The organism is Pseudoalteromonas gelatinilytica (assembly GCF_001641615.1).
Taxonomy (GTDB): domain Bacteria; phylum Pseudomonadota; class Gammaproteobacteria; order Enterobacterales; family Alteromonadaceae; genus Pseudoalteromonas; species Pseudoalteromonas gelatinilytica.
In genome coordinates this window covers 425402-452120 of record NZ_LRRU01000019.1, presented here as the reverse complement: position 1 = coordinate 452120, position 26719 = coordinate 425402, and the positions used below count along the sequence as shown (strand labels likewise).

Below are 26719 nucleotides of genomic sequence, written 5' to 3'. Positions count from 1 at the left end.
TAGTCAATCCATAAGTTGTTGACAAGCATTTTTACCTCGTTTAAATTATGGATCAACCAATCCAAAACTAAACGAGAAATAATATGCCAATCGCATTATACGCTCTCGCTGCAGCATCATTTGCCATAGGAATGGCAGAGTTTGTTGTAGTGGGAATACTTCCAGCCATAGCTAATGATATGAATGTTGATATTCCAACAGCTGGTCAATTAGTTTCTTTGTATGCCTTAGGAGTTGCTGTTTCTGCGCCGCTATTAACAGCCGCTACGGGGAAAATAGAGCGACGTACTCTATCTGTTACGCTGATGATCGCTTTTGTATTAGCTAACCTTATAGCTTGGCAGGCCAACAGTTATGCAATGCTGTTATTGTCTAGAGTACTAGCAGGCGTGGTGCAAGGAGTCTTTTACTCGATGGCGACTGTTGTAGCAGCCAATTTGGTATCAAAAGATAAATCAGGTCAAGCGATCGCTCTTGTCTTTATGGGACTAACCGTTGCTTTAGTATCAGGGGTTCCATTAGGGACTTTTATATCAGATCTTTTCGGCTGGAGAGCAACCTTTTTATTTATAAGTATTCTTGGCTTGATCTCCGCTGTTGCACAATGGCTATATTTGCCAAAAAAAGTAGAGCGCCCTAGTCCTGCTAAATTACACCAACAACTAAGTATTATTTTAATACCTAGAATCTTGCTTGTTTTACTTATTACCTTATTTAGCTATGGCGGTGCATTCGTTGCTTTTACCTACCTTTCTGAAATTTTACAAAATGTGACCAAGTTTTCTGTGAGTACAGTAAGTATGGTTTTAGTGCTTTACGGCATTGCCGTAACTATTGGCAATATTTTTTGCGCGAAATTGGCAAGTAATAAAGGGCCAATTAAAACGATGGTCTCTATGTTTGCCATTTTAAGTTGTGTTTTAGCCCTTATAGAGCCTGTAGCTGCTAACCCTTATCTAATGGTGCCATTAATAATGGTATGGGGCGCTTTAGCATTTGGCAGTATACCCGTTTTACAACTTTACATTGTTCAGCAAGCAGAAAAGTACGCCCCTCAATCTGTAGATGCTGCATCTGGACTGAATATATCTGCATTTAACGCAGGTATCGCATTAGGCGCATGGGGAGGAGGAATCGTCGTAGCAAATTATCACTTATTAGCAACTGGTACAGTCGCAGCCGTTGTTGTAGCAATAAGCATTATGTTGGTTTTGTTAAGTGGGTATTTAGATAAAACAAAGGTGGAACTATCTAAAGAACAATCAACTGCAGATATAGCATAATATAGAGGTATACATGTCAGTCAAATCAGTAACTAAAGAGAACTTTAAATCTATCGTTTCAGAGCCTGGTGTAAAATTAATTCGGTTTTGGGCTTCATGGTGTGCGCCTTGTATGATGATGGCTCCTATTTATAAAAACGCAGCAAATAAGCTTAGTGATAAAGCTTTGCTCGGAGAAGTCGATGTCATTGCCCAACCAGACCTAGCAAATTTGCACAGAATTAGGAGTATCCCTACAACTGTATTGTATAAAGATGGCAAACATATGGGGCAATTTTCAGGTGTGCTCAATGAAAGTGAGCTACTTTCGATAGTCAATCAAGCATTAAACTAAAATATTGATCAGACTACTCTCCTGAAAGACACAACCATATTCAACATGGTTGTGTCTTTTTCGTATAACTAGTTTGGGATTTTTATTTTAAAAACTTGATTAGCCAAATCGACAGCAAAACCATCCAAGCTAGTTAAAATATCATTTCCCAAAATAATGTGAGGAGTTTGATTTGTATCCGATAAGTTAAAGCGAAAAGAAACATATCCAATGTAAAAGTATTAATTCAAATTTCCCATTTATTGACAATAGCAATACTTACCTCATTATAATGTATTTCCTAAATACGTAGTTAGATAGAGCTGATGGGTAGAAGTTATTCAACAAATGATGTGCAATCGAGTGAGAGCTTTAGATATTGACAGGGATTAGTTGAAAACACTTATTCAGCACCAACTCACAATAATAATCTAAACTTTTCTGGCTTAAAGTGAGCAACTAACTCCAGACAGTGAATTGATATTTTAAAATACTCGCTAGTTTTGACCTAACTTCAAATAAAAAGAAGTAACACGCTACTTCCCTAATTCGATAACCCTTTACTAAAGATTCGTTTTAAATTGACTGACGGCCTCAACCACTTCTTTAGCACCTTTTTGAATATCATCGATTACACTCCCTGCGCTATTAGATAACTCTAATGCATCTTTTGCTTCTACTAGGCTAGATTCAATTTGAGTTACAGCATCTTGTGTAAGTACTTTATTTTCAGTCACGACACCTATTATCTGCTCAGTAGCGGCACTCGTTCTTGATGCAAGCTGCCTTACTTCATCAGCTACAACAGAGAACCCGCGTCCTTGTTCTCCTGCTCTTGCTGCTTCTATTGCAGCATTGAGAGCAAGTAGATTAGTTTGGTCTGCAATACCTTTAATACTATCGACCAAGTCAGCTACTTTAGCTGACTGTACATCTAATTTATTGATACCTTCACTGGCTGTTTCGAGTTTCTTAGACAGGGCGTTCATCGTTGATATTGTTTGCTTTACAACTTCTAATCCGCTTTCTGCATCGGCGTCTGTTTGCTTTGAAATATCGTAAGCAATCTCTGCAGTCTGTGAGATTGCTTGCTCTCTTCTCATTTGCTCTGTAATGACAGTAGCGAACTTAGCAACTTTATATAAAACACCATTGTCGTCATGAATTGGGTTATATGAGGCTTCAAGCCATACCTCATTCCCGTGGCTATCAATCCTTTTAAAACGGTCTGAAATAAAGCGCCCTTGCTTCAACTCAGACCAAAACTGCTGGTAAGAACTCGATTCAACTTCATGTGAGTCACAAAACATACTGTGGTGCTTTCCTAAAATTTGATTTTGAGAGTACCCCATGGCTTTCAAAAAGTTATCGTTAGCATTGAGTATTACTCCATCCAGACTAAATTCAATCACAGCAGAAGAGCGACTGAGAGCAGTAAGCATATCTTCTTTCTCTCTTGATTGAGATATAGTTCTTGTCAGTTCAGCTGAGTACACGGCAAGTTCGCCATTTATTGGTTGTAAAATGCTTCTAAGCCACAGTTCACGACCTGTATTAGTTTGTAATTGTAAGGCACCGTGCCAATGGTTTAACTTATTTATTGCCGAGAGTAATTTTTGTGTGTGGGGTTTATTAATTGATTTTTTTAGGAGCAAATCATTTAGGTTTTTACCAACTAGATCATTCGCTTGAAGGTCTAGCGCTGCTGCAAATCGCTCATTTACTTCAATGATGGTGCTATTTTTATTCAGCAAAAAATACAACATCTCTTCTTTGAGCTCATGCTTTATATTTTCGTATTCAGCAGCCTGCTCTTTTAAATAAATATTTTCGGATAACAGTTTGCGATTAGTAAACCACATTAGAAATATTCCTTTGAATTATGAACTCAAGATTTGAGAGGTTCTTATCATCATACAAATATAATTAGTTATTAATAGTACATTAAGATGAATGGGTACAAAGAGAAGTTAGAAACCATGTAAGTTAACTCTAAGCTCCAAACGTAGTTTTAAACAATACTTTCACACCAAGATCGTTCCGTTACTTATTGCACTAACGTGGTTTGCTCACGCGTTGATACTCTCTGATGAACTTATATTTGGATGTACTCATGCGTTTCCAAGTTAGTGTTTGACCTAACACTAACTTGGCTTACGTGATGGTAACAAATGGTAAGTAACACGATAAGTTTCATTGCTGTGTTACGAAATACTTAAAGTGAAAATTGAGAAAGAAATGAGTAGCCTCGTTGCGTCATGAGCAAGCCCTGATAAATCCTAGTATGGGATTTCAAGGCTTATTTAAGATGACCTAACTAAACTTTACTTTTTTAAAGGCAACATACGTTTTAAGGTATTATCAGCCAAAATGTAATGATGGAATAATGCAGCTGCGGCATGCAAGCCTATTAAGTAATAACCTACTTCACCCACAGTCTCGTGTATTTCTTTGATAGTTTTAGCAAGATCTTTATTTTCACTTGCTAGAGGAGGTAGCTCTAAGCCAAAAAATGGCACTGGTTTACCAGCCATACTCAATATCAGCCAACCTGCTATTGGCATTGCAATCATGAAGACATAGAGCGCTAGGTGCACTAGTTTGGCCAATGTATTTTGCCACATTGCAGGCTCAGGTTTTATTGCAGGCGTTGAGCCTGCCAGCACACGCACCACTAACCTGATACCTACTAGAGCTAAAACAGATAAACCCAACATAAAATGCCACATTTTAAAAGCGTCGCGGGTTTCAGTGCCTTTATCAAATAACTCGCGTAATTCAATACTGCCAAACACTGTCACGATTAAAATAAACATAAGCCAGTGCAATACAATCGAGAACGAACTGTAATGAGTCGTTGTATTTTTAATCTTCATAATGCCCCTTTCGTAAAACACGTTCAGATAACTGCTAAATTTATGGATAACAGGTAGTTAGAATTAACCTATCTTGTGATCTTTCTTGTTGTAATGATCTAAGACAAAGAACAGGTATCTATAAAGGATAAATTACTTGTTCATGGGGTTACTGTATTAATTTAAACTTAAAATAAACTTAAGTTATTTGATTAAATAAGCTTTCTACTCCTTAATTGCCCTAAAGCCTCGCCATGCATTATCGATGGCAATACGCAGTTTATTGCCCTAACTGAAATGCATATTTACGAAACTCTCACCATCTACTTCTATTTGAGTTCGTAGACTTTGAAATAAAACTTTCTGAACATTACCGTGAGAATAACAATCCACTTTTCCGATTGCTACAATCTTTTTATTCCATTTTAAAGATGGGCAATAATGAGCAATACTAAACGCATCAAATTATGAGAGTTAGGGTATTCAAAATGATTAAGACAGTTACTTTTGCAATGATGCACTTCGCAATCGCTTTCACAGTAACCTACTTTTTAACAGGTAGTTTTTTAATTGGTGGCTTGGTTGCTATTGTTGAGCCAGCTGTGAACACTGTTGCGTTTTACTTCCACGAAAAAGTATGGCGTAGTCTAGAGGGTAAGGATAGCTTAAAACAAAACCCAGATGGAATAATGTTTGCCTAACGACTAACAAAAGATAAACCTAGCATTCAACGAATTACGTACTTATTCATTGGAATTCATAGCTATGGTTGTAAAACAACCTTATTCACTGTTTTCGTTAAAAAAATAAAAAATAAAATATATTCATATCTATTATTAAAATATAGTGTATAGTTTCTGCAGCTCAAATAGCGAGCTATTAATGAAAATATTTAGTACAAGTTCATCTCAGTTTCTTTTCGAATCTATTCGTCATATATGCCCTGCGACTCTTCTTCCTTCATTTCCGATTTAGTAGCTAGAAATTAAAATTTATAAATATATCGAGGTATATATGTCTAACAAGACAACTGGTTCAGTAAAGTTCTTTAACGAAACTAAAGGCTTTGGCTTTATCTCTCCAGACAATGGCAGTCAAGATGTCTTTGTTCATTTCAAATCAATTGAAGTTGATGGGTTCAAAACTTTGCGCGAAGGCCAAAAAGTAGCTTTCAATATAGAGAAAGGGACTAAAGGTCCACAAGCAAACAACGTCACACTAGGCTAAGTAGCAACTAAAGAGGTACAACTAAAATGTACCTCTTTTTTTAATCACGACTATTCATTTAGTTTCTTTTCTTAATTGACAAAATCCAAAATCTCTATTTTAAATCAATAGTTACTTAAGGTAGAAAAAACACGAAGAGTACCGGGAGTATAATGAAAAAGAAAATAAAAAAACCCAAACGCGTTGGTGACATTATCAACCATAATGGCATTAAGTATAAAGACATTCACTCTGTTAGGCGAAAAATTGAAGACATCCTAATTGAACGTGAACGTTTAAAATTACTGGAATTATAAAAATGAAAAAATCAAGAAAACCACAGAAAAGTACAAAAAAAATAAAAAAAAGTAATTTCGAAGAAAAACTAGAACAACTTGTCAACGAATATCGAAATGAAAAAGAGTATTTAGATAATTTAGTAGAAGGCAGCATTGAGTTTAATCAGCAAAAGATAAAGTGCGACTCTCTATACACAAAAGCAGAGAGATTTATTAATAAACAAAGTTAATCCCTATAGTTAGTACAACCTCCTACCAAAATTAAAACCCTATTAAATCAACAACAATTTAAAATATTCATAAAGTTCATTAATGCATCAAAAAAAATATGGCTCTGTTATTGAAGCCATCCCCCCTATTCAATCAATTTCAACAAACAAACTCTGTGTAGTATTTAGAGATAGAAGCAACCTAAAACGCGTTAATTTCAAAAACTCATTAGAAAAACACGCATTTATTTCTTGGTTACTACAAATGTAACCAAGCAGTATGTAAAAAGCGAGCATATCCATATTCCCAATAAAAACACTCATAGGCTTACCTATACTGAGTTCTGTCTAGGCTAAGTTTAGTTAGTCAAACACTAGATGATGGCCACCTTTCATTAGAGCTAATACTCAAATTAGGCTTGCAATTATCAGCTTTCAGCTTACACTTGTGCGCAAAGTGAGCGTACACTTGTAAGCTAAAGGCGAAAAATGAGAGCGTTATTAAATTCATTATCAAAACATTTATTGCATCATCAATCATGGGTAGGATACTGGGAGCCGGTGGTTCAGTGCTTTAAACCAGGTTGGCGCGAAGGCTATTTTCGTGCACAAGTAAAACATGTACAGTTGTTTGCTGAACAATGCGTTGAGTTGATTATTGAGCCAGAAAAATCATGGCCAGTTCATCAAGCAGGCCAGCACATTGCGTTAACAATCCAAACAAATGGACGATTGCTTACGCGCGTGTTTACCATCGCAAGCGAACCACTATTGGCAAGGCAGCAGCGACAAATTCGTTTATTGATCCGCAGCCAAGAGTTCGGCGCATTTACATCAAAGCTAATAAATTTGAGGCCAGGGCAATGGCTTAATATTTCTGAGCCTAAAGGCCAGTTTGTTATACCAAATACCGCGCGCTCTTTAATCATGCTTGCCGGTGGCTCAGGCATTACGCCATTTATAGCCATGCTTAAATCTTTACCTGCAGATAGCAAACACACTATAACCCTGCTTTACTATGCAAAGCCGAACAGCCACTGGCTTAAAGATGAGCTTGAGCAACTAAAGCAATCACTGAGCAATTTTGATTATCACTTACTTGAGCGCAACAAAGATGGCTATGCGACGACATGGCTGACAACAAATGCGCATAAACACTGGTTAGTGTGCGGCCCAGCTGCTTTGTATAAGCAAGCAGCCGCTTTAGCTAAGCAATTAGATACGCCTATCGACAGTGAGCATTTCAGTGCAGTCCCTGCTGTTTTAGCAACCTCTGATAAGCACGAATTAACACTCACTCATCAGGGCAAAACATTCACTATTGATAACCAACAAACCTTACTGACCCACTTACAAGCGAATAAGCAACCTGTAACAGTTGGCTGTGGTATGGGAATTTGCCATCAATGCCAATGCGTTAAAAAGCAAGGCATCGTACGTGATATTCGCACCGGTGAGCTCTCTGATAGCTCAGAGCAGTTAATTCAACTTTGTATATCGCAACCAGTCAGTGACGTGGAGTTATCAGCATGAAGACAACAAAAACAGTCAATTTTGAAAAATTAGCAGCTCAACTCGATAGTGTTAAAGCAGATGTAAAATCAAAACTCGGTGAGCAAGACGCGAAATACATTCGCCGCGTTATTGTTTGCCAGCGAGTGTTTGAATGGAGTGGCCGAATTCTATTAATGCTAGGCTTTATTCAGCCTGTTTTATGGCTCGTGGGTGTGCTTAGTTTAGCCACAGCAAAAATCCTCGATAACATGGAAATTGGCCACAATGTGATGCATGGCCAATACGACTGGATGAATGATAAATACATAAATTCAAAGTCTTACGAGTGGGATATAGCGTGCGATGGGGCTAGTTGGAACCGCGTTCACAACTACGAGCACCACACCTATACCAATATTATTGGTAAAGATCGCGACTTCGGTTATGGATTACTGCGCTTATCGAATGACTTTCGTTGGCGAGTAAAAAACCTATGGCAATTTGTCACTTACCTATTACTCAGTGTGCTGTTCCAATGGGGTGTGTCGTACCATGAAATGGCAGCCGAGCGAGTATTTTTTGGCAAGAAAAAAGATGACCGCGATTACAAAGTACCGCACAGCGAACTGAAAAAGCGCTTTTTTAGTAAAGGTGCACGCCAGCTAGTGAAAGACTACCTGCTCTTTCCACTCCTTGCTGGGCCTCTATTTTTGTGGGTTTTGGCGGGCAACCTAGCGGCTAATTTATTACGTAACCTGTGGACCTCAACCATTATCTTTTGCGGGCATTTTACCGGTGAAGTTGAAACATTTAACCAGCAAGACTGCGAAAATGAATCACAAGGTCAGTGGTATTACCGCCAAGCGTTGGGGTCATCAAATATCAAAGGGGGTAACCTGTTTCATGTAATGACTGGGCACTTGAGCTATCAAATAGAGCATCACTTATTCCCAGATTTACCCGCAAAACGTTACCGCGAAATTGCCCCTAAGGTGCAAGCTATCTTTAGAGAGCACGGTATTCACTACAATACCGGCGGCTTCTTTCGCCAGTACTTTTCTGTAGTAAAACGAATTGTACGCTACTCTTTTCCGTAAATAATACACGCCAGTGCATAGCGCTGGCTTTTTTATTAATAATTTTATGGCAAGGAATTAGCTTCGAGAATCAGTTCGTTAATTTCTAACTGTAATTCATCATCTGCAGCTTGTTCCGCGAAAGTTAAAGCCGTATTGGCAAAGTTTAGCGCTTGGGCCTTATTAGCTTTCTCTAGGTAGTTCTCTGCAATCGCAAAATTAATCGACGCTAAATAATCCTCTAGTTTGAATAGCATTGCTAACTCTAGCGCCTTGAAATAATAGCTAAGTGCAACTTCTGGCTTTTGATAGGTAAAGTCAGCGAGTGTTTCCCATTGAAACGGATGATCAAGCGGTGTGCCTGCAAACTTGTCGCATATTTCTTTTATTTTATTGTACGCCGCCCACTCTTGTTGTTTATTTGGAGCATTAACAATATCAAGCGCAAGTTGATGAATCGCCTCATAATGAGGTGGCTTTTTAATTGATTCAACCTCTCCAAATTGTGCCTTATGCATTCCCTGCCCTTTCTAAGCTAATTAAATCTCATTCGATTCAGACCAAACCCGTAACTCATCGAGAATATGCAGTGCTGAGCGGCCAAAGTCAGTAAGCTCATAAGTCACCGCTATCGGGCGGGTGCTAATAACATGACGGGTGATCATCGCTCTACTTTCAAGCTCTTTTAGACGTTGGTCTATCATCTTTTTGCTTGCACCACCCAGCATACGCGTTAAATCATTAAAACGCACAGGGCCATCTTTTAAATGATAGATAATAGATCCCGTCCATTTACCGCCAATCAAACGCATGCCTTTTTCAATGGCACACGGCTCCATGCAAGCATTTAAAACTTTTTTTCTGCCCTTACTATCTGTTTCTACTGAACTTTCCAAAACATCCTCGCATTTTTCAGACTAGTTACAAAAAGGTGACTGGTTGATTAAATAATCTAGGTTACTATTATATACCACATAATGTATTTTGAACACGATAAAGTAACTAGCAAACGGATACTCAACTATGAAAAACGTATTAATTCTTAACGCACATCACTATTACCCTTTTTCTGAAGGTAAGTTAAATGCTGCTTTAATCGAAAAAGCCGACGCTTTTTTTCAAGCAAAAGGGTATCAAACTCGTGTGGTTAATACACAAGACGAATTTGATGTAGAAACTGAACTTGAGAACCATCAATGGGCAGATATCGTCTTTTTGCAATCACCTATTAACTGGATGGGCATGACTTGGTCATTCAAAAAATACATGGATGAAGTGTACACCGCGGGCATGGGTGGAGCGCTTTGCCATGGTGATGGTCGCCATCAAGACAATCCAAAAGCCAATTACGGTAAAGGCGGCACCTTAAATAACACTCAATATATGATGTCGCTGACTTTAAATGCACCTGCAGAATCATTTGCAGATGCCACTGACTTTTTTGAAGGTAAAAGTGTTGATGACCTTGTTTTCCCAATGCATATGAACTTTAAGTTTTTCGGTATGCAAGGGTTACCTACTTTCGCCTGTTATGACGTGATGAAAAATGCAGACATCGAGAGCGACTTTGCGCGCTTTGAAAAACACTTAAACGAAAATTTTTAAGGAACACTCATGAGTAACGAATCTGTTTATAGCAATAAACTCCATCCGGGCAGTGCATTTCCTAGTATTAGTGCTGCACTTTTGAATGGTGAAGAGGCTGTTCTTGGTCAACCTCAACACGGTGCAAGCTGGCAGCTTGTGGTTGTTTATCGTGGTAAGCATTGCCCTTTATGTACTCGCTATTTAAATAGCCTCGAGCAGTACAAAGCTGCGCTATTAGAAACGGGTGTTGATGTAATTGCTGTTTCAGGTGATAGCAAAGAGCAGTTAGAAGCGCATTTAGAACAGTTATCTGTGTCATTTCCACTTGCTTACGGTTTGACTACAGAGCAAATGCAAGCATTAGGTACTTACATATCTGATCCCCGTTCACCGCAAGAAACAGATCACCCTTTCGCAGAGCCTGCACTGTTTGTGGTTAACGAGCAAGGTAATGTACATGTGGTTGATTATTCTAATAACCCATTTGTAAGACCTGATTTAGCAACCTTGGTAAGTGGGCTTAACTGGATACGCGATCCAAAAAATAACTACCCAATTCGCGGTATGCATAAGTAGAGAGTAGCCATGAGCAAATTTACAACTTTGCTGATTGGCTTGGTGAGCATAATGATGTGCTCACCACATGCCTTTTCAGCACAACTCCCCCATGCACATATTGCTTCACCTAATCACTATGAAGTATTGCTAGATAACAATGAAGTACTTGTTTTGCGTATGACTTTAGCACCAGGTGAGCAAGATAATTGGCATAAGCATAATGCTGAAACTGTCTATTTTGAGACGGGTGGAAAGGCAACCATCAGTACAAAAGAGTCACAAACAACACTTGAGATCCCCAATGGCTATGTGATGTGGCATGACGCATGGACTCATCAAGTCAAAAATGAGGGTGAAACCACCATCACTGCAATTATTGTTGAGAGCAAATAGGTAGGAGTAATTATGGCATTAGAAAACCACCCAATGTGGCGCTTACCTAAGCATCACCTAGATTTAAAAAGTTCACATGACCATGTTCATTGGGTTGAATTATTTTATGACCTTATTCATGTGGTAATCATTTTTCTGCTAGGTAATTTTTTAAGCGACCACTTACATTTAAGTGGTTTTCTTACTTTTGCAGGTTTATTCATCACCGTATGGTTCGCGTGGGCTGACTCCAGCGTTTTTAACTCACTCTATGTCAGTACCGATGTAAAACATCGGCTGATCATGGCCTGCCAAATTGTCACCGCCATGGTTATGGCAGCCTCTATTCCCCATGTACTTGACAAAGGCTGGACATATTTTGCATGGGCCTATGCCGCAAACCGACTTATTACAGCGTATTTATTTCATCGCACCAATCAATTGGGGATCGAATCAACAAAATTAGCACGCAGTGTGAGCCGTAACTACTTTGCTCTTGCCATTACCTTTGCGACCACAGCTTTTATGCCTGCCCCCTATCGTTATTGGGTATTTGGCACTGCGATTGCCGCTATCCAAGTTTTATATATGGCTCCAAAAATTGGTGTACTTGAAAATAAACGTTTTTTACCACGCCTTGGGCATATGTCTGAGCGCTTTGCCCTTTTACTGCTCATTGTCGTAGGCGAAGGTTTCTTTAAATTGGTGATTACTTTATCAGAAAAAGGAATTTATAAAGTCGACCCCTCTGTACTAGCTAACTTTATGTTTGGTGGTATTGCAGTATTTGTGCAATGCTGGATTTACTTTGACTTTGTTGGCAATGGTAAACCTAAAAATCAGCATAAATGGACACTCGTAAGTTGGTGGTTAGCACACCTATTTTTAATGTTATGTGCAGTTATGGTTGGCGTTGCACTCGCCGGCGAAGTGAAAGCTGGGTTTTGGCAACCTTACCCACTTAAATATGGTGTCATTGGCTGTGTAGGGTTAGCAGGCTACTTATTGAGTTTATTGTGGATCCAGTTAATGATCGAACACCGTGTAGCCCATCGTTTTGCAACAGCTAATGTAAGAATGTTTGGCGTTATACTCGCTTTAGTTACCATTCCCATTTTACCCCATGTGCCTTCGCTCATTGGCAACTTACTTTGGGGCACAGCACTGATTTCACAAATTGCCTACCCTGTCACTCGCGCATACTTTACCCTTTCAAAAGAAGAAGCTAATTCATAACGATTAAAACACCTTTGCAAAAACGACAAAGGTGTTTTGTTATCCCTGCTGTTTTTCGCAAAAACTTTCCTCGCCATAATACCGTTATTCAATCATCCCTTTTCAGGGGTTGAAACAAGCGTTAACGGACTCATGTCTGTACTAAAGGCAATGAGAAATGCCGGTGTGAATCACATTGGCCTGCACTTTAGACGTAACGAATTCCCCATCGAATGGGCATTAAAGCACATCGGCGAACATGTTTTGCCCAAGTTCCATAATTAAGGAGTTATGATGTCACAATCAATTATGCCAAAACTGGGTTTTGGTACATTTAGATTACAAGACGAAGTTGCATATCAAAGTGTCCTAACAGCTATTGAAGAGGGCTTTAGACACATCGACACCGCGCAAATATACGGTAACGAAGAAGCTGTTGGCCGAGCGATTAAAGACAGTGGTGTTGCACGTGGTGAGTTATTTATCACCACCAAAGTATGGAATGATAAGTTAAATAAAACAGACTTTATTAACAGCGTCAAAGAGAGTCTGACTAAACTCCAACTAGATTACGTCGATTTACTGCTTATTCATTGGCCAAGCCCTGCCAATGGCGAAAGCATGAATGAGTATTTAACCGAGTTACAATCAGCAAAAGAGCTTGGTTTGACTAAAGAAATTGGTGTTTCAAACTTTACCATTGCACAAATGGAAGAAGCCTTGCGTATTTTGCCAAAAGGCGCGTTATTTACCAATCAAGTAGAAGTACATCCCTACCTAACCAACCAAAAGGTACGTGATTTTTGTACGCAAAACGACATTCTCGTTACTGGCTATATGCCATTTGCGGTAGGTAAAGTACTTAAAGATCCAACCATTAAAGCGATTGCAAACAAACACCAAGTAAGCACTGCTGAAGTGGTCATTGCTTGGGAATTAGCGCATGACATGGTGACGATACCGTCATCGACCAAACGCGAAAATATGGCAACCAACTTAAAAGCCCTTTCGCTTAGCTTAAGCCAAGACGAGATTGATCAAATTGATGCCCTTAGCTGCGGCGACAGGCAAGCAAACCCGGATTTTGCTCCTGACTGGGATCATGATGAAGTAAAAACAACTCATGCTTGGCAATTTCAAGGGGCTGATAAAGTGCTCGCTTTGGGATTAAAAGCTGTACCAGCACTTAAAGCAGGACAAATTTTAGTTCGTAACCTTGCAATTGGTATCAATCCAGTTGATTGGAAGTTTATCCAAGCCAATCCTATTAATTGGCCAGATACACACACACCAGGTGTAGATGGTGCAGGGGTTGTTGAGCAGGTAGGCGATGGCGTCGATACCAAACTAATTGGTAAAACAGTCGCTTATCATCATAGTTTGAGTGAAAACGGTAGCTTTGCTAAACACACAGCACTTTATGCAGAGCGTGTTATGCAGTTACCAAAAGGGTTAGCTGCTAATGTTGCTGCTGCATTGCCTTGCCCACTGCTTACTGCGTGGCAAGCCTTTAGCAAAATACCATTACGCAAAGACGAAAAAGTATTAGTTACCGGCATGGGAGCAGTTAATAAACTACTGACGCAAATGCTGAACCACAGTGGCTTTGAAGTTCATGCATTATCAAAAAGCTTAACGGCAGAGCAAGCAGAAAAGCTTGGCGTTAAGTTAGTATTACGCGACGCACCATCTGAAGGTGGCTACTTTGCACTCTTTGATGCTAATGGCCCTGAAGAAGCTAAAAAGTTAGTGCCACTCCTACAAGCAAATGGTCATGTGATCAGTATTTTAGGGCGTATTGAAACCCCAGTCGATGAGCCATTCACACGCACTATTTCTTATCATGAAATTGCCCTTGGCGCATTACACGATTATGGTGATACACAGCAATGGCAACGTCTTGTAAGTGATGGCGAAAAGCTCCTTAATGACATTGCGTCGGGTACTTTAAATGTTGAAGAACCTACAGACTTTGAATTTAACAATCTCAACGATGCGCTTGAGTTTTCTAAAGTTCAAAAGCAAAAAGCCGTTGTAGTTGTTTAGTTATCATTTAAAAGGCCTCTTCTGAGGCCTTTTTTATTTTATGCAACTGTTTCGTTGGCTGTATTATTGATTACAGCTAGGTGATAAATAATCACTAAGTTGGCAATAAACCACAGATCTTTAATCACAAATTGACCAAGTCCTGCTAAAACCGTCGAGCTGCTAAGCGCATTCGGTGCGGTAATTAAAAATGTTTGCGTCATGATAAAAACAGCGCAACAGGCAAGCCCAGCTAACACTATTAATTTATTGTTTTTAATCAACAAGCCAACACAAAGCAACAGCACACTGACAATATCAAATATACCAATTACATTCGATGCACCCTGCACACTAAAAACCTGATATAACCACGACATAAACGGCGATGTTTCGACAAGTGTTACAATCCCCTTCGCTTCAAAAGCAAAAAACTTCATGGCGCCAATCCAAACCAGCACTAATGCCACCGATGCATAATTTAAAGCAATATGTGCTTTATCACTCAAAGCATCTTTGTAAAACACAAATAAAAACAGCGGAATAACAGCAAAATACTTAATGATCCCCTGCCCCGACCCAATTACAGGAAAGCCCCCTTCACTTGCAAGCCAACGATTAGCGCCAAACAATGTAAGTAAGCAGACAAGTGCAATGACAAGAGCTGTCACGGTAGGAAGCGCCCTATTTATAAACCCTAAATGTGAATGAAGGCTGGTAATGCCAACAAAGCAAAATGCAAAGCCTGCGATCATACTCATGATGTGAGCTGGCACCTGAGCGTCTAATTTATAAAATGAAAAGATACTGCCAATGGCATTGGGGTTTGCTCCCAAGATAAAAGACAAACCCAATAACGAAAAACTGATGGTGATAAGTGCAATCACTAAATTATTTGATGTACGTAAATTCATTTAAACCCCTCTCTACTGCTTGTTTAAAAGACCTCAGTTAGGGATAAAAACATTCACACTGAATTAAAGTATAAGAAAATTCTGATAGTCATTTTTTATAAACCATTGAAAAATTATGAAAAGAATCGACACTGCTTGATTTTATTTAGGCAAAAAATAAACCTCTTTTTTTCAATATCAGCAATTTTGTTCAAGTTTTTAGGTTGCCTGCTTCGCTATATTGGCGTAGGAATAATAACGAAGCGCACAACCTTCAGGAGCATCTGTGAGCAAAGACAATCACTTTAAGTACATCAACAACGAACAGCATCAGAGCATCTCGATGTTGACTGCGACTATGAGTGATTTTACCTATGCAAAACATGCTCACGAAGAGTATTCAATTGGCATTACTCTACAGGGGCGGCAAGATTTCTTTTGTCGTAATGCGTTTTATAAAAGCGTACCTGGCAATGTTATTTTGTTTAACCCTGAAGATATTCACGATGGTCACTCTGGCACTGAGCAAAACCTAGAGTATCTAATGCTGTATATTCATCCCGATGAATTTCAGCCTTTGTTCAAAGCGCTAGGATATCAGCAAGATTGTACATTACGTATGGCAAACACCTTGTATGCTGATCCATTACTGCGTAATCAAGTGATTCACTTATCAAGGCTTTTACAAACCAATAGCACGAGCAAAATAGAGCGAGAAGCTGCAGTATTGCAAATGGCGCAATCTTTAGTAAGGCTAAACGGTAGCCTTGATTTACCGGCTTTAAGCACCCGAGTTGATAGCTTACTTCTGCGCGCAAAAGACTACATTTTGGCAAATATCGACAATGACATTTCTATTGATGACATTGCCCATGCTGCCACTATGTCGAAGTATCATTTTATCCGCCGCTTTCGCGAGCACTTCGGTATTACTCCACATCAATATGTTTTGAACTGTCGTATTAATTATGCCCGTAGAGCGTTACAAGTTGGCCGCGATGCCACCAGCGTAGCGGTTGAATCTGGCTTTGCAGATGCCAGTCACCTCAATCGTAACTTCAAACGAGTATTCGGTATGACACCAAAACAATTTCAACTGCAATGGGCTCGTAGATAGAACTAAATGACTGATTTGGAGCTGTTATGGCAGATATTTTTGCATATGCTATTGGCATTATGTACACCCCTGGGCCAATCAATTTACTCGGTTTAAGCAGCGGCTTAAATAAACAAACTCGTTCACACCTTGGATTTTTTATTGGCGTGGGTAGCGCGATGTTTATCTTATTTGTGCTACTTGGCTACCTTGGCTTACAAGTTATCAACCCGCAGTTTTTGCCTTATGTGAGCTTAATTGGTTGCGGCTATATTTTGTATATTGCTTGGAAGGTCGCAAAAGCAAAAGTACAGGTGAGTGATACCTCAGCGGATGCCTCACTTAGCTTTTTCGATGGCCTGTTTATGCAGCTATTAAATCCAAAAGCCTTGGTGGCCACTTTGCCAATTGCTACGATTCAGTTCCCAAGCGCAGATATTACCGGCGCTGCAATCGTATTTTGGTCTCTTATTTTAGCCATTCTTGCCTTTGGCGCTCCTACAAGTTACTCGTTAGCGGGCTTAATGCTTGGTAAACAAGTATCACGGCCAGGTGTTTTTAATGTGTTTAATAAACTGATGGCTGTTTTGTTGGTTTATGTCGCGCTAATGATTGCCTACGAGCATGTGCTGACCCCGTTAATGGCCTAAAATTGATCATCCCGAGCAAACAGGCATAATAGCCTTATTCAGCAAACGGTTATCACAAAACGATGCAAGGCAATCTATCTATTCGCTCTTACAGTACTAAGCCTGTTAGTCATAGCCATGACTATAATCAACTTGTACTGCCCTTAAAAGGTGTGATTGCTATTAGTGTCGGTGATTTTCAAGGTAAAGTCGCCCCCGGTGAATGCGTGGTTGTCAAAGCCTCGCAAACACACCTGTTTACCGCAATGCCAGAAGCCCGATTTGTGGTGGCCGATATGCCAAAGCTACCAGATAACCTGGCCACTGCTGAGCGCTGCGTGTTTGCTATTAATCAATCACTTTGGGCATTTTTGCAGTTTGTGGCAAAGCAACTTGAGCAAGCAGTTAATCGTGAATTAGAACTTGCCATGTTTAACACCTTCAATTTGCTGTTAGCTGAGCAAATTATGCAGCCTAAGGTCGACAGCCGTATTAGCGAGGCACTGCTTTATATCGACAGTCACTTAGGTACTTCTCTTCAAATCAAACACCTTGCCAGCATTGCCTGTTTAAGCCCAACGCAATTTAAGCTGCTGTTTAAGCAACAAACAGGATTGACTGTCATGAACTATGTAACCAAACAGCGAATGGAAAAAGCCCAAGCCTTACTCAGTCATACCGACTATCCGTTACAACGTATTAGTGAGTTAGTTGGTTACAATGAGCTTTCATCTTTTAGCCGCAGTTTTTCAAAGTACTTTGGTTTATCACCAAGTAAATTCAAAAAATAACTTTAGTTTTAAACGCCAACAAAACCGTCCTTTTTGTCAAAAACTGCACATCAATTTTGATTATGCTTTTGATATCTTAAATTTAAAGCGAATCATCAATGAACCATACCATCGCAACCATTGCCGTTTTAGTTGCCAGTGTGTTTTGGGGCACAACAGGCACAGCCGCAAGCTTTGCACCAGACATTAGCCCTTTTGCAATAGGTGCGTTTGCGATGGGATTTGGCGGCGTATTACTTTGCCTAACATCACTAACTCAGCTAATAAACAATGCAAGTACACTGCGAAAGCATTACTCCCTAACCCTACTAGGTTCAGTCTGTGTTGCTATTTATCCGCTGGCATTTTATACCTCGATGAATAGCGCAGGTGTGGCAATTGGCACCGTTGTTTCGATTGCCAGTGCCCCTTTATTTACCGTCTTATTGGAATACTTAATCGAGAAAAAGCCCATTGCAACTCGCTGGCTAGTGAGCTTTTGCTTTGGTGCTATTGGCATTGGCTTAATCGCGTTAGGTAAAGAACATAACCTTGCTGCTAAGGGGCTGTTTAGCCAAAACATCGGCATTTTACTTGGCTTAATTGCAGGACTTACCTATGCGGGTTATTCATGGGTTGCCAAACGTTTAATTAGCAACGGCGTTCATTCAAGAGCGACCATGGCAAGCCTATTTGGCGGCGCAGCATGTATACTCTTGCCTTCGTTATTAATTACTGGAGATGCGCTTTTTGCCACAGCTACCAATACCAGCGTGGCGCTTTACATGGCCATAGTACCGATGTTTTTCGGTTATTGGCTATTTAGTATTGGTTTAAAAACCATAGCGGCTAGCCAAGCTGTGCTCATTACGTTACTTGAGCCTATCATCGCCACCATACTGGCTATTGTGATTTTAAATGAGCAATTTCAGCGAATTGGCTGGCTTGGCATTGGCTTAGTGAGCATTAGCTTGGTAATTCAAACGGTCAATATTAAGCAGTTCGTGATACACTGCAAAAAACGCATATTGACGATTTAAGATGAGAAAAGACAGCCGACTATCACGGGTTTTACATGTGCTGATCCATTTAGACAGCTACAACCACCCTGTTACATCAGAGACATTAGCAAACATGTTAATGACCAACCCAGTGGTCGTGCGCCGTACTATGGCGTTACTGCGTCAAGCAGGTTATGTATCGGCAATCAAAGGTCACAATGGCGGCTGGCTACTGGCCACTCCCTTAACAGACATCACCTTATTTGATATTCACCAAGCGCTTGGCGAAAAGAACCTGTTTGTCATTGGTCTAACCGATGAGCACAGCAACTGCCCTATCGAACATGCAGTGAACAGCGCCCTGCAAAATGCGATGGATGACGCAGAAGCCCTGTTATTAAAACGTTTTGCTGAAGTGTCGCTTGCAGAGCTTGCCAGTCAATTTAAAAAATAAGCGTCGTTACACTGCCTATTAATTGGCTTACAGCAATAAAAATAGGCAATAATAGCTTCATAGCGAGCCTTATACTTATAAAGCAAGCGGCATTTCGATTTTAGAAATAAAATCTCATCATTATCATCATGTAGAACAAGTACTCTAAACACCCTGCAAACCCCACCATTTCAAGCGATTAAGTAAATTCTTAATCTATTCTGGTCATTTTCCGATTGCCTGCCATAGGGCTTTTTCGGCATTTTAGACAAACACCCTGTCATTTTAGGCAAACATTCGTTTCAGCCGACTTCTATACTTAATCTCAATCAAGGACGCAAAGCAAACAGCTCTGCAATCGAGAATAGTCTCTGTCCTTACTTATTAACCCAAAGAGGATTTACGCTCATGAACAAAGTTACTTTTCCAAACACTAACGGTTTAGATATTACTATCGCTGGCTTATTAAATTTACCTGCTGATTTTGATGAAACAAAAACCTACCCAGCCGTTGTCGTATCGCACCCAGGTGGTGGTGTTAAAGAGCAAACAGCAGGGACTTACGCACGTAAACTAGCTGAGCAAGGTTTTGTCGCTATTGCGTACGATGCATCTTACCAAGGTGAAAGCACTGGCGAGCCACGCCAACTTGAAAACCCACATGTTCGTACCGAGGATGTGAGTGCAGTAATCGATTACTTAACGACCTTACCTTATGTAGATAATGATCGCATTGGCGCAATGGGTATCTGTGCAGGGGCAGGTTACACCGCAAATGCTGCAATTAACGACCGCCGTATTAAAGCCGTTGGCACAGTAAGCATGGTAAATATTGGCCAAATGTTCCGTAATGGCTGGGATAACAATGTAAAAGACAGCGACGCTATCCCATATATCCAAGCTGGCTCTGATTCTCGCACATCGGATGCAAGTGGTAACGACATTGCGACTATTCCAATGGCACCGCTGAAAGAAGAAGATGCACCAAACGAAGAGCTTCGCCAAGCGTGGGAATACTACCACACAGACCGCGCAGCTTATTGCACTGCACCGGGTTTTGCGACTGCACGCAGCTTAAATCAAATCATCACTTATGATGCTTTCTTTAAAGCTGAGGCATTTTTAACACAACCATTACTGACCGTCGTCGGCAGCAATGCAGGCAGCAAGTGGATGAGCGATGACCTAATGGCGCGCGCAGCATCAAGCAGCAAAAACATGTACATCGTTGAAGGTGCAAACCACATGGATTTATACGATGGCGAAAGTGAAATCACTGAAGCCATCAGCGTATTAGCCCCTTTCTTTACAAGCAACCTGTAATTATTGATCTGTATGAGCCCGAACAGGGCTCATTACTAAAAGCATTTAGGAGCAAACATGAACATTCAAACAGTTAGTATTCAAAACCACGATATGGCGTGGGCTATCTCAGCACTTGTCTTAACACCTGCTAATTTTGATGAGTCAAAAACCTACCCAACCATGATCAGTGTTCACCCATTTGGTAGCTGTAAAGAACAAACCTCAAGTAGTGTATATGGTAAAGCACTTGCTGAAGCGGGTTATGTGGTTATTGCCTTCGATGCCAGCTATCAAGGTCAATCTGGCGGTACACCTCGCTTTATTGAAAACCCATCACAACGTGTTGAAGATATTAGCCATGTTATTGATTATGCGGTGACACTCCCTTATGTCGATAACGAGCGCATTGGCAGCATTGGGGTATGTGGTGGGGGTGCTTATGTACTTAACTCAGCACTGACTGAAAAACGCGTAAAAGCCGTTGTCGGCATTACGCCAGTTAATTTAGGTCGTCTATTTAGAGAAGCATTCACCGAGTTTAACCCAGTCGGCGCACTTGAAGCGATGGCGGCACAACGTACTGCTGAAGCACTTGGTGGTGACTTACAAGTAAACGAATTACTCCCACCAAGCATTGAGTTTGCCCGCGACAATGGCCTGACTGAACGTGATGTTTTCGAAGCGACTGATTACTACAAAACACCGCGTGGTCAAAGCGAAGGTGGCGCAACACGTATGTTATTTTCTCATGCACAAAAAACCCTCACTTGGGATGCTTTCGCGTTTGCCGAAACATTAATGACTCAACCTATGATGGCTGTAATTGGTCAAAAAGTAGGAGCATTTGGTGCATACCGTGACGGTAAAGAAATTTACGGAAAATCATTTGCATCAAAAGACAGACAACTCGTTGAACTAGAAGATTGGTCGCACTATGACCTGTACGATAAGCCTGAACCAGTTGCGTTAGCGATGCAGCAAATACTGCCTTTTTTAACCAAGCATTTATAAAAAGGCACTTGTAAGCTGAGCATGCATAAAACAAAGAAGTTAGGCCTCATGCTTGGCCTAACTTACTTTTGTTGTTGATTTGAATTTGTGATTTTAGGAGTTAACACAATGATTAAATGGCTATTTATAATACTCGCAGTTGTAATATTAGGGCTTTTATCTCTTGCCATTTGGGTCACACAAACTGAGAAATCACAGCATGCTAAAAACAGCTTACGTCTACACAATGCGGAGCCGAGAATCACGCTTGATGCCAAAACAGCCGTCGTGGTTTTTTCTCGCTCTGGGAATACTGGGGTTTTAGCAGATCACATAGCGCAAAAGCATAACGCGGAGCTGTTTGAGATAACGGCTACCGATTACGAACTAGGTATTCCTGGTTGGATAGCTGCTCTCAATGATGCCAGAAGCAACGTAGCAACAATTACCCCGAGCAATATAAACCTTGAAAAGTATCACACCATTTATTTAGGCTCGCCTATTTGGCTTTATAGCCCTGCCCCACCGATTTGGCAGTTTGCAAAAAATAATGACTTTTCAGGTAAAAATGTGATTTTATTTAATACCTTTAATAGTAAGTTCGAACAGCATTTTATTGATGATTTTGAAAAGCTGGTTCGGGCAAATGGCGCAAAAACGTTTTCTCACAGGTACGTGAATCGTGGCCGTATGGGCTCTCAAATTAGTAGCCAAGATATGCTTGATAAATTTGACAGCCAAGATAACTAACCGTGAGTTTTAAACATGATAGACACCAACCATCAAGAGATTGCTAAGCCACTCGCGCAAAAGATTATGTTATTCGCTAATAAAGCGGGTGATATTACCTCTCATACGCCAGAGCTCACATTGCACATTCGTAACGCACCAACCGACCCCTTGCATTGTATTTACACATTAAGCCTTGCAGTGGTGCTACAAGGTGCAAAAATGCTTTCAGTTGAAAACAGTGTACTGCCCTGCTCTGGTGGGCAAACCATGTTAACCACTTTCGACTTACCTGTGGTATCCCATGTGACCGAAGCAACACGCCACCAGCCATTTGTTGCCATGGTGCTAAAGCTTGATTACAACTTAATTTTGCAAACAGCCGCAGAACTTAAACTGCCAAAGCAATCACGCAACGAAACGTTTGAGCCGATTTCTATTCATAATATCGATGCAGGCCTAACAGATGCACTCACTCGGTTATTTGAGCTTGAATATAACCCTGCACTTCGCGACGGCTTACAGCCATTACTCATGAAAGAAATTGTTATTCGCCTTTTACAGGGATCTCATGGGCCTCACCTTAGAAAACTGGCATCAGAGGGGTCACCAAGTAGTCATATCGTTAGAGTTGTGAGCTGGCTTAAAACCAACTTTATGCGTCCAGTACAAATTGACGAGTTAGCAAAACAAGCGCATATGAGCTCATCAACATTTCGCCAGCACTTTAAAACCATTACTGGCACCAGCCCATTGCAGTATTTAAAAACCTTACGTTTACAAGAAGCTCGCGATCAAATGCTGATCAATGGTCTTGATGCTGGTCAAGCAAGTGGTGTGGTCGGTTACGAAAGCCCTTCGCAATTTAGTCGCGAGTACAGCCGTTTATTTGGCCTGCCTCCGCAAAAAGATATGCAAAGGTTAAGACAACAACAGATTTAAATAAGCGTGTTATGACTTGCTAATTGAAGCCAGATCAGATTGCTTATCGGTCACAAATTCGTACAGCACTTTAATTGGCAGGGGCTTACTAAAGTAATAGCCTTGTACTTGAGAGCATTCAAGCTCTTTAAGTATGTTCAGCTGCTGCTCGCTTTCAACGCCTTCAGCAATTGACTCCATATTTAACGCACTGGCTAAATCAATCATGGCTTTAACAATTGCTTTATCAGCATCGCTGGGGTTTTCTAAATCATCAATAAATGATTTGTCGATTTTTAGCTTATCGAGAGCAAAGTCTTTTAAGTAATTCATTGACGAATAGCCTGTGCCAAAGTCATCAATCGACATTTTAAACCCTGCTTCACGTAGTTTTGTAATCGTGTTTAATGCAAATTTAGGATTCCCAATAGCAATGGTTTCCGTTAACTCAAGTTCAATACATTCTGGCTCAATAGAATAAGTTTGCAACACCGAAATTAAATCACCAAGCAGCTGTTTTTTAACAAACTTCGTTGCCGATAGATTTATTGCAAAAGTAATTGGAGGCATGTTGTCATCTTGCCACTGGCGAATTGTTTTCACGGTATTTTCGAATACCCAGTCATCAATTTCGCTAATGCGGCCACTGCTTTCAGCAATAGGTATAAATTCAGCAGGTGATACATTGCCTAGAGTTTCGCTGTTCCAGCGTAATAATACTTCAACAGCCACCACAGCGCCTGAGGCTATATCTATTTGTGGTTGAAAAACTAAATAAAGCTCATTATTTTCAAGGGCAAAATTAAGAGCATTGATGATTTGTAATTGCCTAAGGCCAGATTTATTCATTTCTTCGGCGTAAAATAACGCATTGTTTCTACCCTGCCGTTTAACCTCAAACATCGCTGATTCTGCTTTTTGCAGTAGCGGCTCAAATTCTTTGCCATCCATCGGATACAGAGCAACCCCCACGGATGCCGTAACAACAATGAGTTCATCATTTATCGTAAGTGGCTCACTGATCACCCTTAATAGATCGTGGCTGCTCTTATTTATAGCGCCGGTGGAGGTATAAGGCGTAATAAATGCAAAGCGGTCGCCTTGCAGCCGTGCAACCATAATATCCTCACCCATGAAATTACAAATTCGCGCACTCAAGGTTTGTAGCACAAGGTTGCAACTCGCCATTCCCAATGCTTTATTGAGAATCTTAAAGTTATCCAACCCAATTAAAATAAAGGCTGCTTTTGTATCTGCTTGAAGCTTAATGGTTTGTTCAAATTCCATCTGCAACTTGTCTTGGTTTGCAAGCCCAGTTAGCTGATCAAAATAAGAAAGTTGATGTATGAGGGTTTCACTTTCGACTTCTTTAGTCACATCATGCTGAAACGAAATGTAGTTACTGACTTTCCCTTGTTTATCCATTATTGGGTAAATGGTCGTTTGCTCAACAATCACTTTACCGTGCTTAGTCATGTTAACCAAAGCACCCACCCAGGCTTTGTGATTATTTAGATGCTCCCACATAGCTTGATAAACAGCAGGTTCAGTTTGCCCGGCACTGATTTTATGCGGGCTCTGGCCTATTAGTTCATCATACTCGTACTGACACATATCAAGATATGCGCGATTCATATATTCAATTTTTGCATCAGTATTGGTAAACATAATGGGGTGTGGATTTTGCTCAACCGCTTGAGACAAAATATGCATGCGTTTGTTTAAATTAATTTTATGAAACCATTGCCACACTGACTCAGCCCAAACCGTTAGCATGTTTTTATCTTGCACACTAAACACCTTGGTTTGATGCTGCAAAATAATGGCCATATGACATTGACTATGGCGTATCACTGGCACCACTAACAATGAGTTAGAGTCACTTGGTAACCCGTATTCTTTTGCATGTTTACGATTAACAATGACAGCTTCTCCTGCTGCTATTTTGGCTTGTAATTTTTCAGTGCATACTTCAAACGGATTGCCTTGCTCAGCACTGTAGGCATGCTGTTTTAGCTCGTTGCAAATAAACAAAGCCGCACCATCACAATTGGTAATTTCGAGGGCTTGGTTTACAGCATAATTTAACAACACATCTTGATCGTCTTGAAACGATATTTCGGTTAAGTGTAATAAACCCCGATTGAACTTACTTTGCTGGGCAAGTGCCGCCATACGCCCAACTTTCTCTGACACATCGCGAGCGTTTACCAAATACGTAGGGCCATCATTATCGTGCTCAAACAAGGTCACCGAAAATTCAAAATGAATCACCCAGCCATTTACGCTAATAGGTAAGGTATTGACCAAACAAACACCTGACTTTTTTGCCTCCATGAGTGTGCGCATAAAATCTTGCGCATCTGATTTTTCAAATATACTGCTAATATTTTGTCCAACTATCGCTTTAGTAAACACATGGCTATCGGAGTTATCGCTAAAAACTTCGCGAAAAGTACCGTCTTTTTCAAGCTCAAAAACCGAGTCTGGCAGTGCGGTGAGTGTTGCTTTAAGCTGCTTAGAAGAGTTATCTAGCGCCGCATACGGTTTAGTGACGGTTTCAACAAAGAGAATTTTATACAGTAAAAAGTAGGTGAGCCCTTTATAAACATGCCCAAAAAAGTTAAAGGTGTTGGTGGTGTGTGATGCATCATTAAACATCACAAAACAAGCCTCACTTAAAATAGCTAATAGACATACTAATGTTTTACCTGCAATGTTTAAGTTTGCTCTAGGTTTACGAAGCTGTGTCGCGAACATGACGACGGCGGCACCGTAAAGCCCCAAAACAAGTAGCTCAATTAAAAACTTAATATGACTCCCGCCTACTCCTTCAATATAAATTTCTGGCAGTAAATCAGGAAAGTAAAAGAATGTGCTTGCGATGGTCAAACAACAAAGCAACAAAGAGGCAAGCAAGGCACGCGCGTTTAACGGTTTATAATTAACCCAAATTCCTGCCGCAATAATTAAAAATGCAGCCCCATTAAACAACCGAGCAATAAGCCAAAAACTCAATACCAGATTCATATCAGCATGGCCGTCATGCATGCTATCAAAGGCTAAAAAATGTAATGAATCAAAAATAGCAACGCACAACATGGTGCAAGACAGTAGTAATAGTTTGTAGTTATTCGTGAAGTGCCAAGTGTTCCAACCAATCGCAAATATTAAAAACGAGATCACAACTGAAAATAATTCGACGCTCGTATGCATCGCTACATAAAAAGGAATAGCAGCAATAAGACCCAATCGCTCAAGTAGCAAAACAACAGCCAGCAGCAATACCCCTAACGCAATATAAGGTACAGTGTGTAAAAGCTCTTTTTGATGTGATGGATGAATAACGTATTTCACTATAGCTTTTGACTATATTTAATTAATACCCTTAGAAAAAAGGATAGTAAAAATAACCAATAACGACAGTGAAATACCAAAAAAGATGAGGTAAATGCGCTAA

Annotated in this window: 28 protein-coding genes and 1 pseudogene; 23 read left to right on the top strand and 6 right to left on the bottom strand. The window is 40.3% G+C overall.

Translation table 11 applies throughout. From position 1 onward, the window contains the following. Window positions 1-83: 83 nt before the first annotated feature. Together NH153_RS12365 and NH153_RS12360 are read left to right on the top strand one after the other, a co-directional pair. Window positions 84-1283 (top strand): MFS transporter, encoded by a 1200-nt coding sequence (locus NH153_RS12365; protein ID WP_063704269.1) that lies wholly within the window; start codon window positions 84-86, stop codon window positions 1281-1283. A 13-nt stretch (window positions 1284-1296) separates the two neighbouring features. Further along, window positions 1297-1617, top strand: a complete 321-nt coding sequence (locus NH153_RS12360; protein ID WP_063704267.1) for a thioredoxin family protein — start codon at window positions 1297-1299, stop codon at window positions 1615-1617. 542 nt (window positions 1618-2159) lie between these two features. Here the strand turns inward: NH153_RS12360 and NH153_RS12355 are convergent. Together NH153_RS12355 and NH153_RS12350 are read right to left on the bottom strand one after the other, a co-directional pair. Next, complete coding sequence (locus tag NH153_RS12355) at window positions 2160-3458, bottom strand: methyl-accepting chemotaxis protein (RefSeq protein WP_063704265.1); 1299 nt, start codon at window positions 3456-3458, stop codon at window positions 2160-2162. Between the two features lie 462 nt (window positions 3459-3920). Then, complete coding sequence (locus NH153_RS12350) at window positions 3921-4472, bottom strand: cytochrome b (RefSeq protein WP_063704263.1); 552 nt, start codon at window positions 4470-4472, stop codon at window positions 3921-3923. Between the two features lie 467 nt (window positions 4473-4939). On the opposite strand from NH153_RS12350, the gene NH153_RS12345 reads away from it, so the two are divergent. From NH153_RS12345 to NH153_RS12325, 6 genes are all read left to right on the top strand, one after another. After that, window positions 4940-5152 (top strand): DUF2061 domain-containing protein, encoded by a 213-nt coding sequence (locus tag NH153_RS12345; protein WP_063704260.1) that lies wholly within the window; start codon window positions 4940-4942, stop codon window positions 5150-5152. Between the two features lie 313 nt (window positions 5153-5465). Then, window positions 5466-5678, top strand: a complete 213-nt coding sequence (locus tag NH153_RS12340; protein ID WP_063704258.1) for a cold-shock protein — start codon at window positions 5466-5468, stop codon at window positions 5676-5678. 152 nt (window positions 5679-5830) lie between these two features. Beyond that, the gene (locus NH153_RS21745) at window positions 5831-5974 is read left to right on the top strand and encodes a hypothetical protein (protein ID WP_156503635.1); all 144 of its coding nucleotides are present in this window, start codon (window positions 5831-5833) and stop codon (window positions 5972-5974) included. Window positions 5975-5976: 2 nt separating this feature from the next. After that, window positions 5977-6186: a hypothetical protein gene (locus NH153_RS12335; protein ID WP_063704256.1), complete on the top strand. Its 210-nt coding sequence runs from the start codon at window positions 5977-5979 to the stop codon at window positions 6184-6186. Window positions 6187-6654: 468 nt separating this feature from the next. Continuing rightward, a complete protein-coding gene (locus NH153_RS12330) occupies window positions 6655-7698 on the top strand; it encodes a flavin reductase family protein (RefSeq protein WP_063704254.1) in 1044 nt (347 codons plus the stop codon). Continuing rightward, the gene (locus NH153_RS12325; RefSeq protein WP_063704252.1) at window positions 7695-8756 is read left to right on the top strand and encodes a fatty acid desaturase family protein; all 1062 of its coding nucleotides are present in this window, start codon (window positions 7695-7697) and stop codon (window positions 8754-8756) included. The genes NH153_RS12330 and NH153_RS12325 overlap by 4 nt, the downstream gene beginning before the upstream one ends. Before the next feature lie 44 nt (window positions 8757-8800). On the opposite strand, the gene NH153_RS12320 is transcribed toward NH153_RS12325, so the two are convergent. Both NH153_RS12320 and NH153_RS12315 read right to left on the bottom strand, forming a co-directional pair. Then, window positions 8801-9253: a hypothetical protein gene (locus NH153_RS12320; protein ID WP_063704250.1), complete on the bottom strand. Its 453-nt coding sequence runs from the start codon at window positions 9251-9253 to the stop codon at window positions 8801-8803. Between the two features lie 21 nt (window positions 9254-9274). Beyond that, window positions 9275-9631, bottom strand: a complete 357-nt coding sequence (locus NH153_RS12315; RefSeq protein WP_054553546.1) for a winged helix-turn-helix transcriptional regulator — start codon at window positions 9629-9631, stop codon at window positions 9275-9277. Between the two features lie 127 nt (window positions 9632-9758). Here NH153_RS12315 and NH153_RS12310 point away from each other — a divergent pair, with 127 nt between their 5' ends. The 6 genes and pseudogenes from NH153_RS12310 (at window position 9759) to NH153_RS12285 (ending at window position 14513) form a co-directional block, all read left to right on the top strand. Next, on the top strand, window positions 9759-10340 hold the full coding sequence (locus NH153_RS12310; RefSeq protein ID WP_063704248.1) for an NAD(P)H-dependent oxidoreductase: 582 nt from the start codon (window positions 9759-9761) through the stop codon (window positions 10338-10340). A 9-nt stretch (window positions 10341-10349) separates the two neighbouring features. Next, entirely contained in the window at window positions 10350-10898 is a 549-nt protein-coding gene (locus NH153_RS12305; protein WP_058584544.1) for a redoxin domain-containing protein, read from the top strand. 9 nt (window positions 10899-10907) lie between these two features. Continuing rightward, complete coding sequence (locus NH153_RS12300; RefSeq protein ID WP_063704245.1) at window positions 10908-11273, top strand: cupin domain-containing protein; 366 nt, start codon at window positions 10908-10910, stop codon at window positions 11271-11273. Window positions 11274-11285: 12 nt separating this feature from the next. Next, window positions 11286-12488 carry a low temperature requirement protein A gene (locus NH153_RS12295; protein ID WP_063704243.1) on the top strand — a complete coding sequence of 401 codons (1203 nt, stop codon included), beginning with the start codon at window positions 11286-11288 and terminating at the stop codon, window positions 12486-12488. Between the two features lie 273 nt (window positions 12489-12761). After that, a pseudogene (gene dkgB / locus NH153_RS21960) lies at window positions 12762-13568 on the top strand (2,5-didehydrogluconate reductase DkgB); the annotation flags it as partial. Between the two features lie 51 nt (window positions 13569-13619). Further along, complete coding sequence (locus NH153_RS12285; RefSeq protein ID WP_063704501.1) at window positions 13620-14513, top strand: alcohol dehydrogenase catalytic domain-containing protein; 894 nt, start codon at window positions 13620-13622, stop codon at window positions 14511-14513. Window positions 14514-14551: 38 nt separating this feature from the next. On the opposite strand, the gene NH153_RS12280 is transcribed toward NH153_RS12285, so the two are convergent. After that, window positions 14552-15406, bottom strand: coding sequence for a DUF417 family protein (locus tag NH153_RS12280; protein WP_063704241.1), 855 nt, complete (start codon window positions 15404-15406; stop codon window positions 14552-14554). A 265-nt stretch (window positions 15407-15671) separates the two neighbouring features. Between NH153_RS12280 and NH153_RS12275 the strand changes: the two genes are divergently transcribed. From NH153_RS12275 to NH153_RS12235, 9 genes are all read left to right on the top strand, one after another. Continuing rightward, window positions 15672-16502 (top strand): AraC family transcriptional regulator, encoded by an 831-nt coding sequence (locus NH153_RS12275; RefSeq protein WP_063704239.1) that lies wholly within the window; start codon window positions 15672-15674, stop codon window positions 16500-16502. Between the two features lie 26 nt (window positions 16503-16528). Next, on the top strand, window positions 16529-17131 hold the full coding sequence (locus NH153_RS12270; RefSeq protein WP_063704237.1) for a LysE family translocator: 603 nt from the start codon (window positions 16529-16531) through the stop codon (window positions 17129-17131). A gap of 62 nt (window positions 17132-17193) precedes the next feature. Beyond that, window positions 17194-17901 (top strand): helix-turn-helix domain-containing protein, encoded by a 708-nt coding sequence (locus tag NH153_RS12265; protein ID WP_063704235.1) that lies wholly within the window; start codon window positions 17194-17196, stop codon window positions 17899-17901. A gap of 98 nt (window positions 17902-17999) precedes the next feature. Beyond that, window positions 18000-18920, top strand: a complete 921-nt coding sequence (locus NH153_RS12260; protein ID WP_063704233.1) for a DMT family transporter — start codon at window positions 18000-18002, stop codon at window positions 18918-18920. Window position 18921: 1 nt separating this feature from the next. After that, on the top strand, window positions 18922-19335 hold the full coding sequence (locus tag NH153_RS12255) for an Rrf2 family transcriptional regulator (RefSeq protein WP_063704231.1): 414 nt from the start codon (window positions 18922-18924) through the stop codon (window positions 19333-19335). A 387-nt stretch (window positions 19336-19722) separates the two neighbouring features. Further along, the gene (locus NH153_RS12250; RefSeq protein WP_063704228.1) at window positions 19723-20637 is read left to right on the top strand and encodes an alpha/beta hydrolase; all 915 of its coding nucleotides are present in this window, start codon (window positions 19723-19725) and stop codon (window positions 20635-20637) included. A 57-nt stretch (window positions 20638-20694) separates the two neighbouring features. Continuing rightward, a complete protein-coding gene (locus NH153_RS12245; protein WP_063704226.1) occupies window positions 20695-21630 on the top strand; it encodes an alpha/beta hydrolase in 936 nt (311 codons plus the stop codon). A 108-nt stretch (window positions 21631-21738) separates the two neighbouring features. Beyond that, the gene (locus tag NH153_RS12240; RefSeq protein WP_063704224.1) at window positions 21739-22359 is read left to right on the top strand and encodes a flavodoxin family protein; all 621 of its coding nucleotides are present in this window, start codon (window positions 21739-21741) and stop codon (window positions 22357-22359) included. A 15-nt stretch (window positions 22360-22374) separates the two neighbouring features. After that, window positions 22375-23280 carry an AraC family transcriptional regulator gene (locus tag NH153_RS12235; protein WP_063704222.1) on the top strand — a complete coding sequence of 302 codons (906 nt, stop codon included), beginning with the start codon at window positions 22375-22377 and terminating at the stop codon, window positions 23278-23280. Window positions 23281-23289: 9 nt separating this feature from the next. Here NH153_RS12235 and NH153_RS12230 read toward each other — a convergent pair whose 3' ends face one another. Further along, on the bottom strand, window positions 23290-26616 hold the full coding sequence (locus NH153_RS12230) for a bifunctional diguanylate cyclase/phosphodiesterase (RefSeq protein ID WP_063704220.1): 3327 nt from the start codon (window positions 26614-26616) through the stop codon (window positions 23290-23292). Window positions 26617-26719 lie beyond the last annotated feature (103 nt).

Bases quoted from the DNA above. Each gene is read 5' to 3' on its own strand.
- NH153_RS12365 (WP_063704269.1), top strand. From the start codon at position 84: ATGCCAATCGCATTATACGCTCTCGCTGCAGCATCATTTGCCATAGGA.
- NH153_RS12360 (WP_063704267.1), top strand. From the start codon at position 1,297: ATGTCAGTCAAATCAGTAACTAAAGAGAACTTTAAATCTATCGTTTCA.
- NH153_RS12355 (WP_063704265.1), bottom strand. From the start codon at position 3,458: ATGTGGTTTACTAATCGCAAACTGTTATCCGAAAATATTTATTTAAAA.
- NH153_RS12350 (WP_063704263.1), bottom strand. From the start codon at position 4,472: ATGAAGATTAAAAATACAACGACTCATTACAGTTCGTTCTCGATTGTA.
- NH153_RS12345 (WP_063704260.1), top strand. From the start codon at position 4,940: ATGATTAAGACAGTTACTTTTGCAATGATGCACTTCGCAATCGCTTTC.
- NH153_RS12340 (WP_063704258.1), top strand. From the start codon at position 5,466: ATGTCTAACAAGACAACTGGTTCAGTAAAGTTCTTTAACGAAACTAAA.
- NH153_RS21745 (WP_156503635.1), top strand. From the start codon at position 5,831: ATGAAAAAGAAAATAAAAAAACCCAAACGCGTTGGTGACATTATCAAC.
- NH153_RS12335 (WP_063704256.1), top strand. From the start codon at position 5,977: ATGAAAAAATCAAGAAAACCACAGAAAAGTACAAAAAAAATAAAAAAA.
- NH153_RS12330 (WP_063704254.1), top strand. From the start codon at position 6,655: ATGAGAGCGTTATTAAATTCATTATCAAAACATTTATTGCATCATCAA.
- NH153_RS12325 (WP_063704252.1), top strand. From the start codon at position 7,695: ATGAAGACAACAAAAACAGTCAATTTTGAAAAATTAGCAGCTCAACTC.
- NH153_RS12320 (WP_063704250.1), bottom strand. From the start codon at position 9,253: ATGCATAAGGCACAATTTGGAGAGGTTGAATCAATTAAAAAGCCACCT.
- NH153_RS12310 (WP_063704248.1), top strand. From the start codon at position 9,759: ATGAAAAACGTATTAATTCTTAACGCACATCACTATTACCCTTTTTCT.
- NH153_RS12305 (WP_058584544.1), top strand. From the start codon at position 10,350: ATGAGTAACGAATCTGTTTATAGCAATAAACTCCATCCGGGCAGTGCA.
- NH153_RS12300 (WP_063704245.1), top strand. From the start codon at position 10,908: ATGAGCAAATTTACAACTTTGCTGATTGGCTTGGTGAGCATAATGATG.
- NH153_RS12295 (WP_063704243.1), top strand. From the start codon at position 11,286: ATGGCATTAGAAAACCACCCAATGTGGCGCTTACCTAAGCATCACCTA.
- NH153_RS12280 (WP_063704241.1), bottom strand. From the start codon at position 15,406: ATGAATTTACGTACATCAAATAATTTAGTGATTGCACTTATCACCATC.
- NH153_RS12270 (WP_063704237.1), top strand. From the start codon at position 16,529: ATGGCAGATATTTTTGCATATGCTATTGGCATTATGTACACCCCTGGG.
- NH153_RS12265 (WP_063704235.1), top strand. From the start codon at position 17,194: ATGCAAGGCAATCTATCTATTCGCTCTTACAGTACTAAGCCTGTTAGT.
- NH153_RS12260 (WP_063704233.1), top strand. From the start codon at position 18,000: ATGAACCATACCATCGCAACCATTGCCGTTTTAGTTGCCAGTGTGTTT.
- NH153_RS12255 (WP_063704231.1), top strand. From the start codon at position 18,922: ATGAGAAAAGACAGCCGACTATCACGGGTTTTACATGTGCTGATCCAT.
- NH153_RS12250 (WP_063704228.1), top strand. From the start codon at position 19,723: ATGAACAAAGTTACTTTTCCAAACACTAACGGTTTAGATATTACTATC.
- NH153_RS12245 (WP_063704226.1), top strand. From the start codon at position 20,695: ATGAACATTCAAACAGTTAGTATTCAAAACCACGATATGGCGTGGGCT.
- NH153_RS12240 (WP_063704224.1), top strand. From the start codon at position 21,739: ATGATTAAATGGCTATTTATAATACTCGCAGTTGTAATATTAGGGCTT.
- NH153_RS12235 (WP_063704222.1), top strand. From the start codon at position 22,375: ATGATAGACACCAACCATCAAGAGATTGCTAAGCCACTCGCGCAAAAG.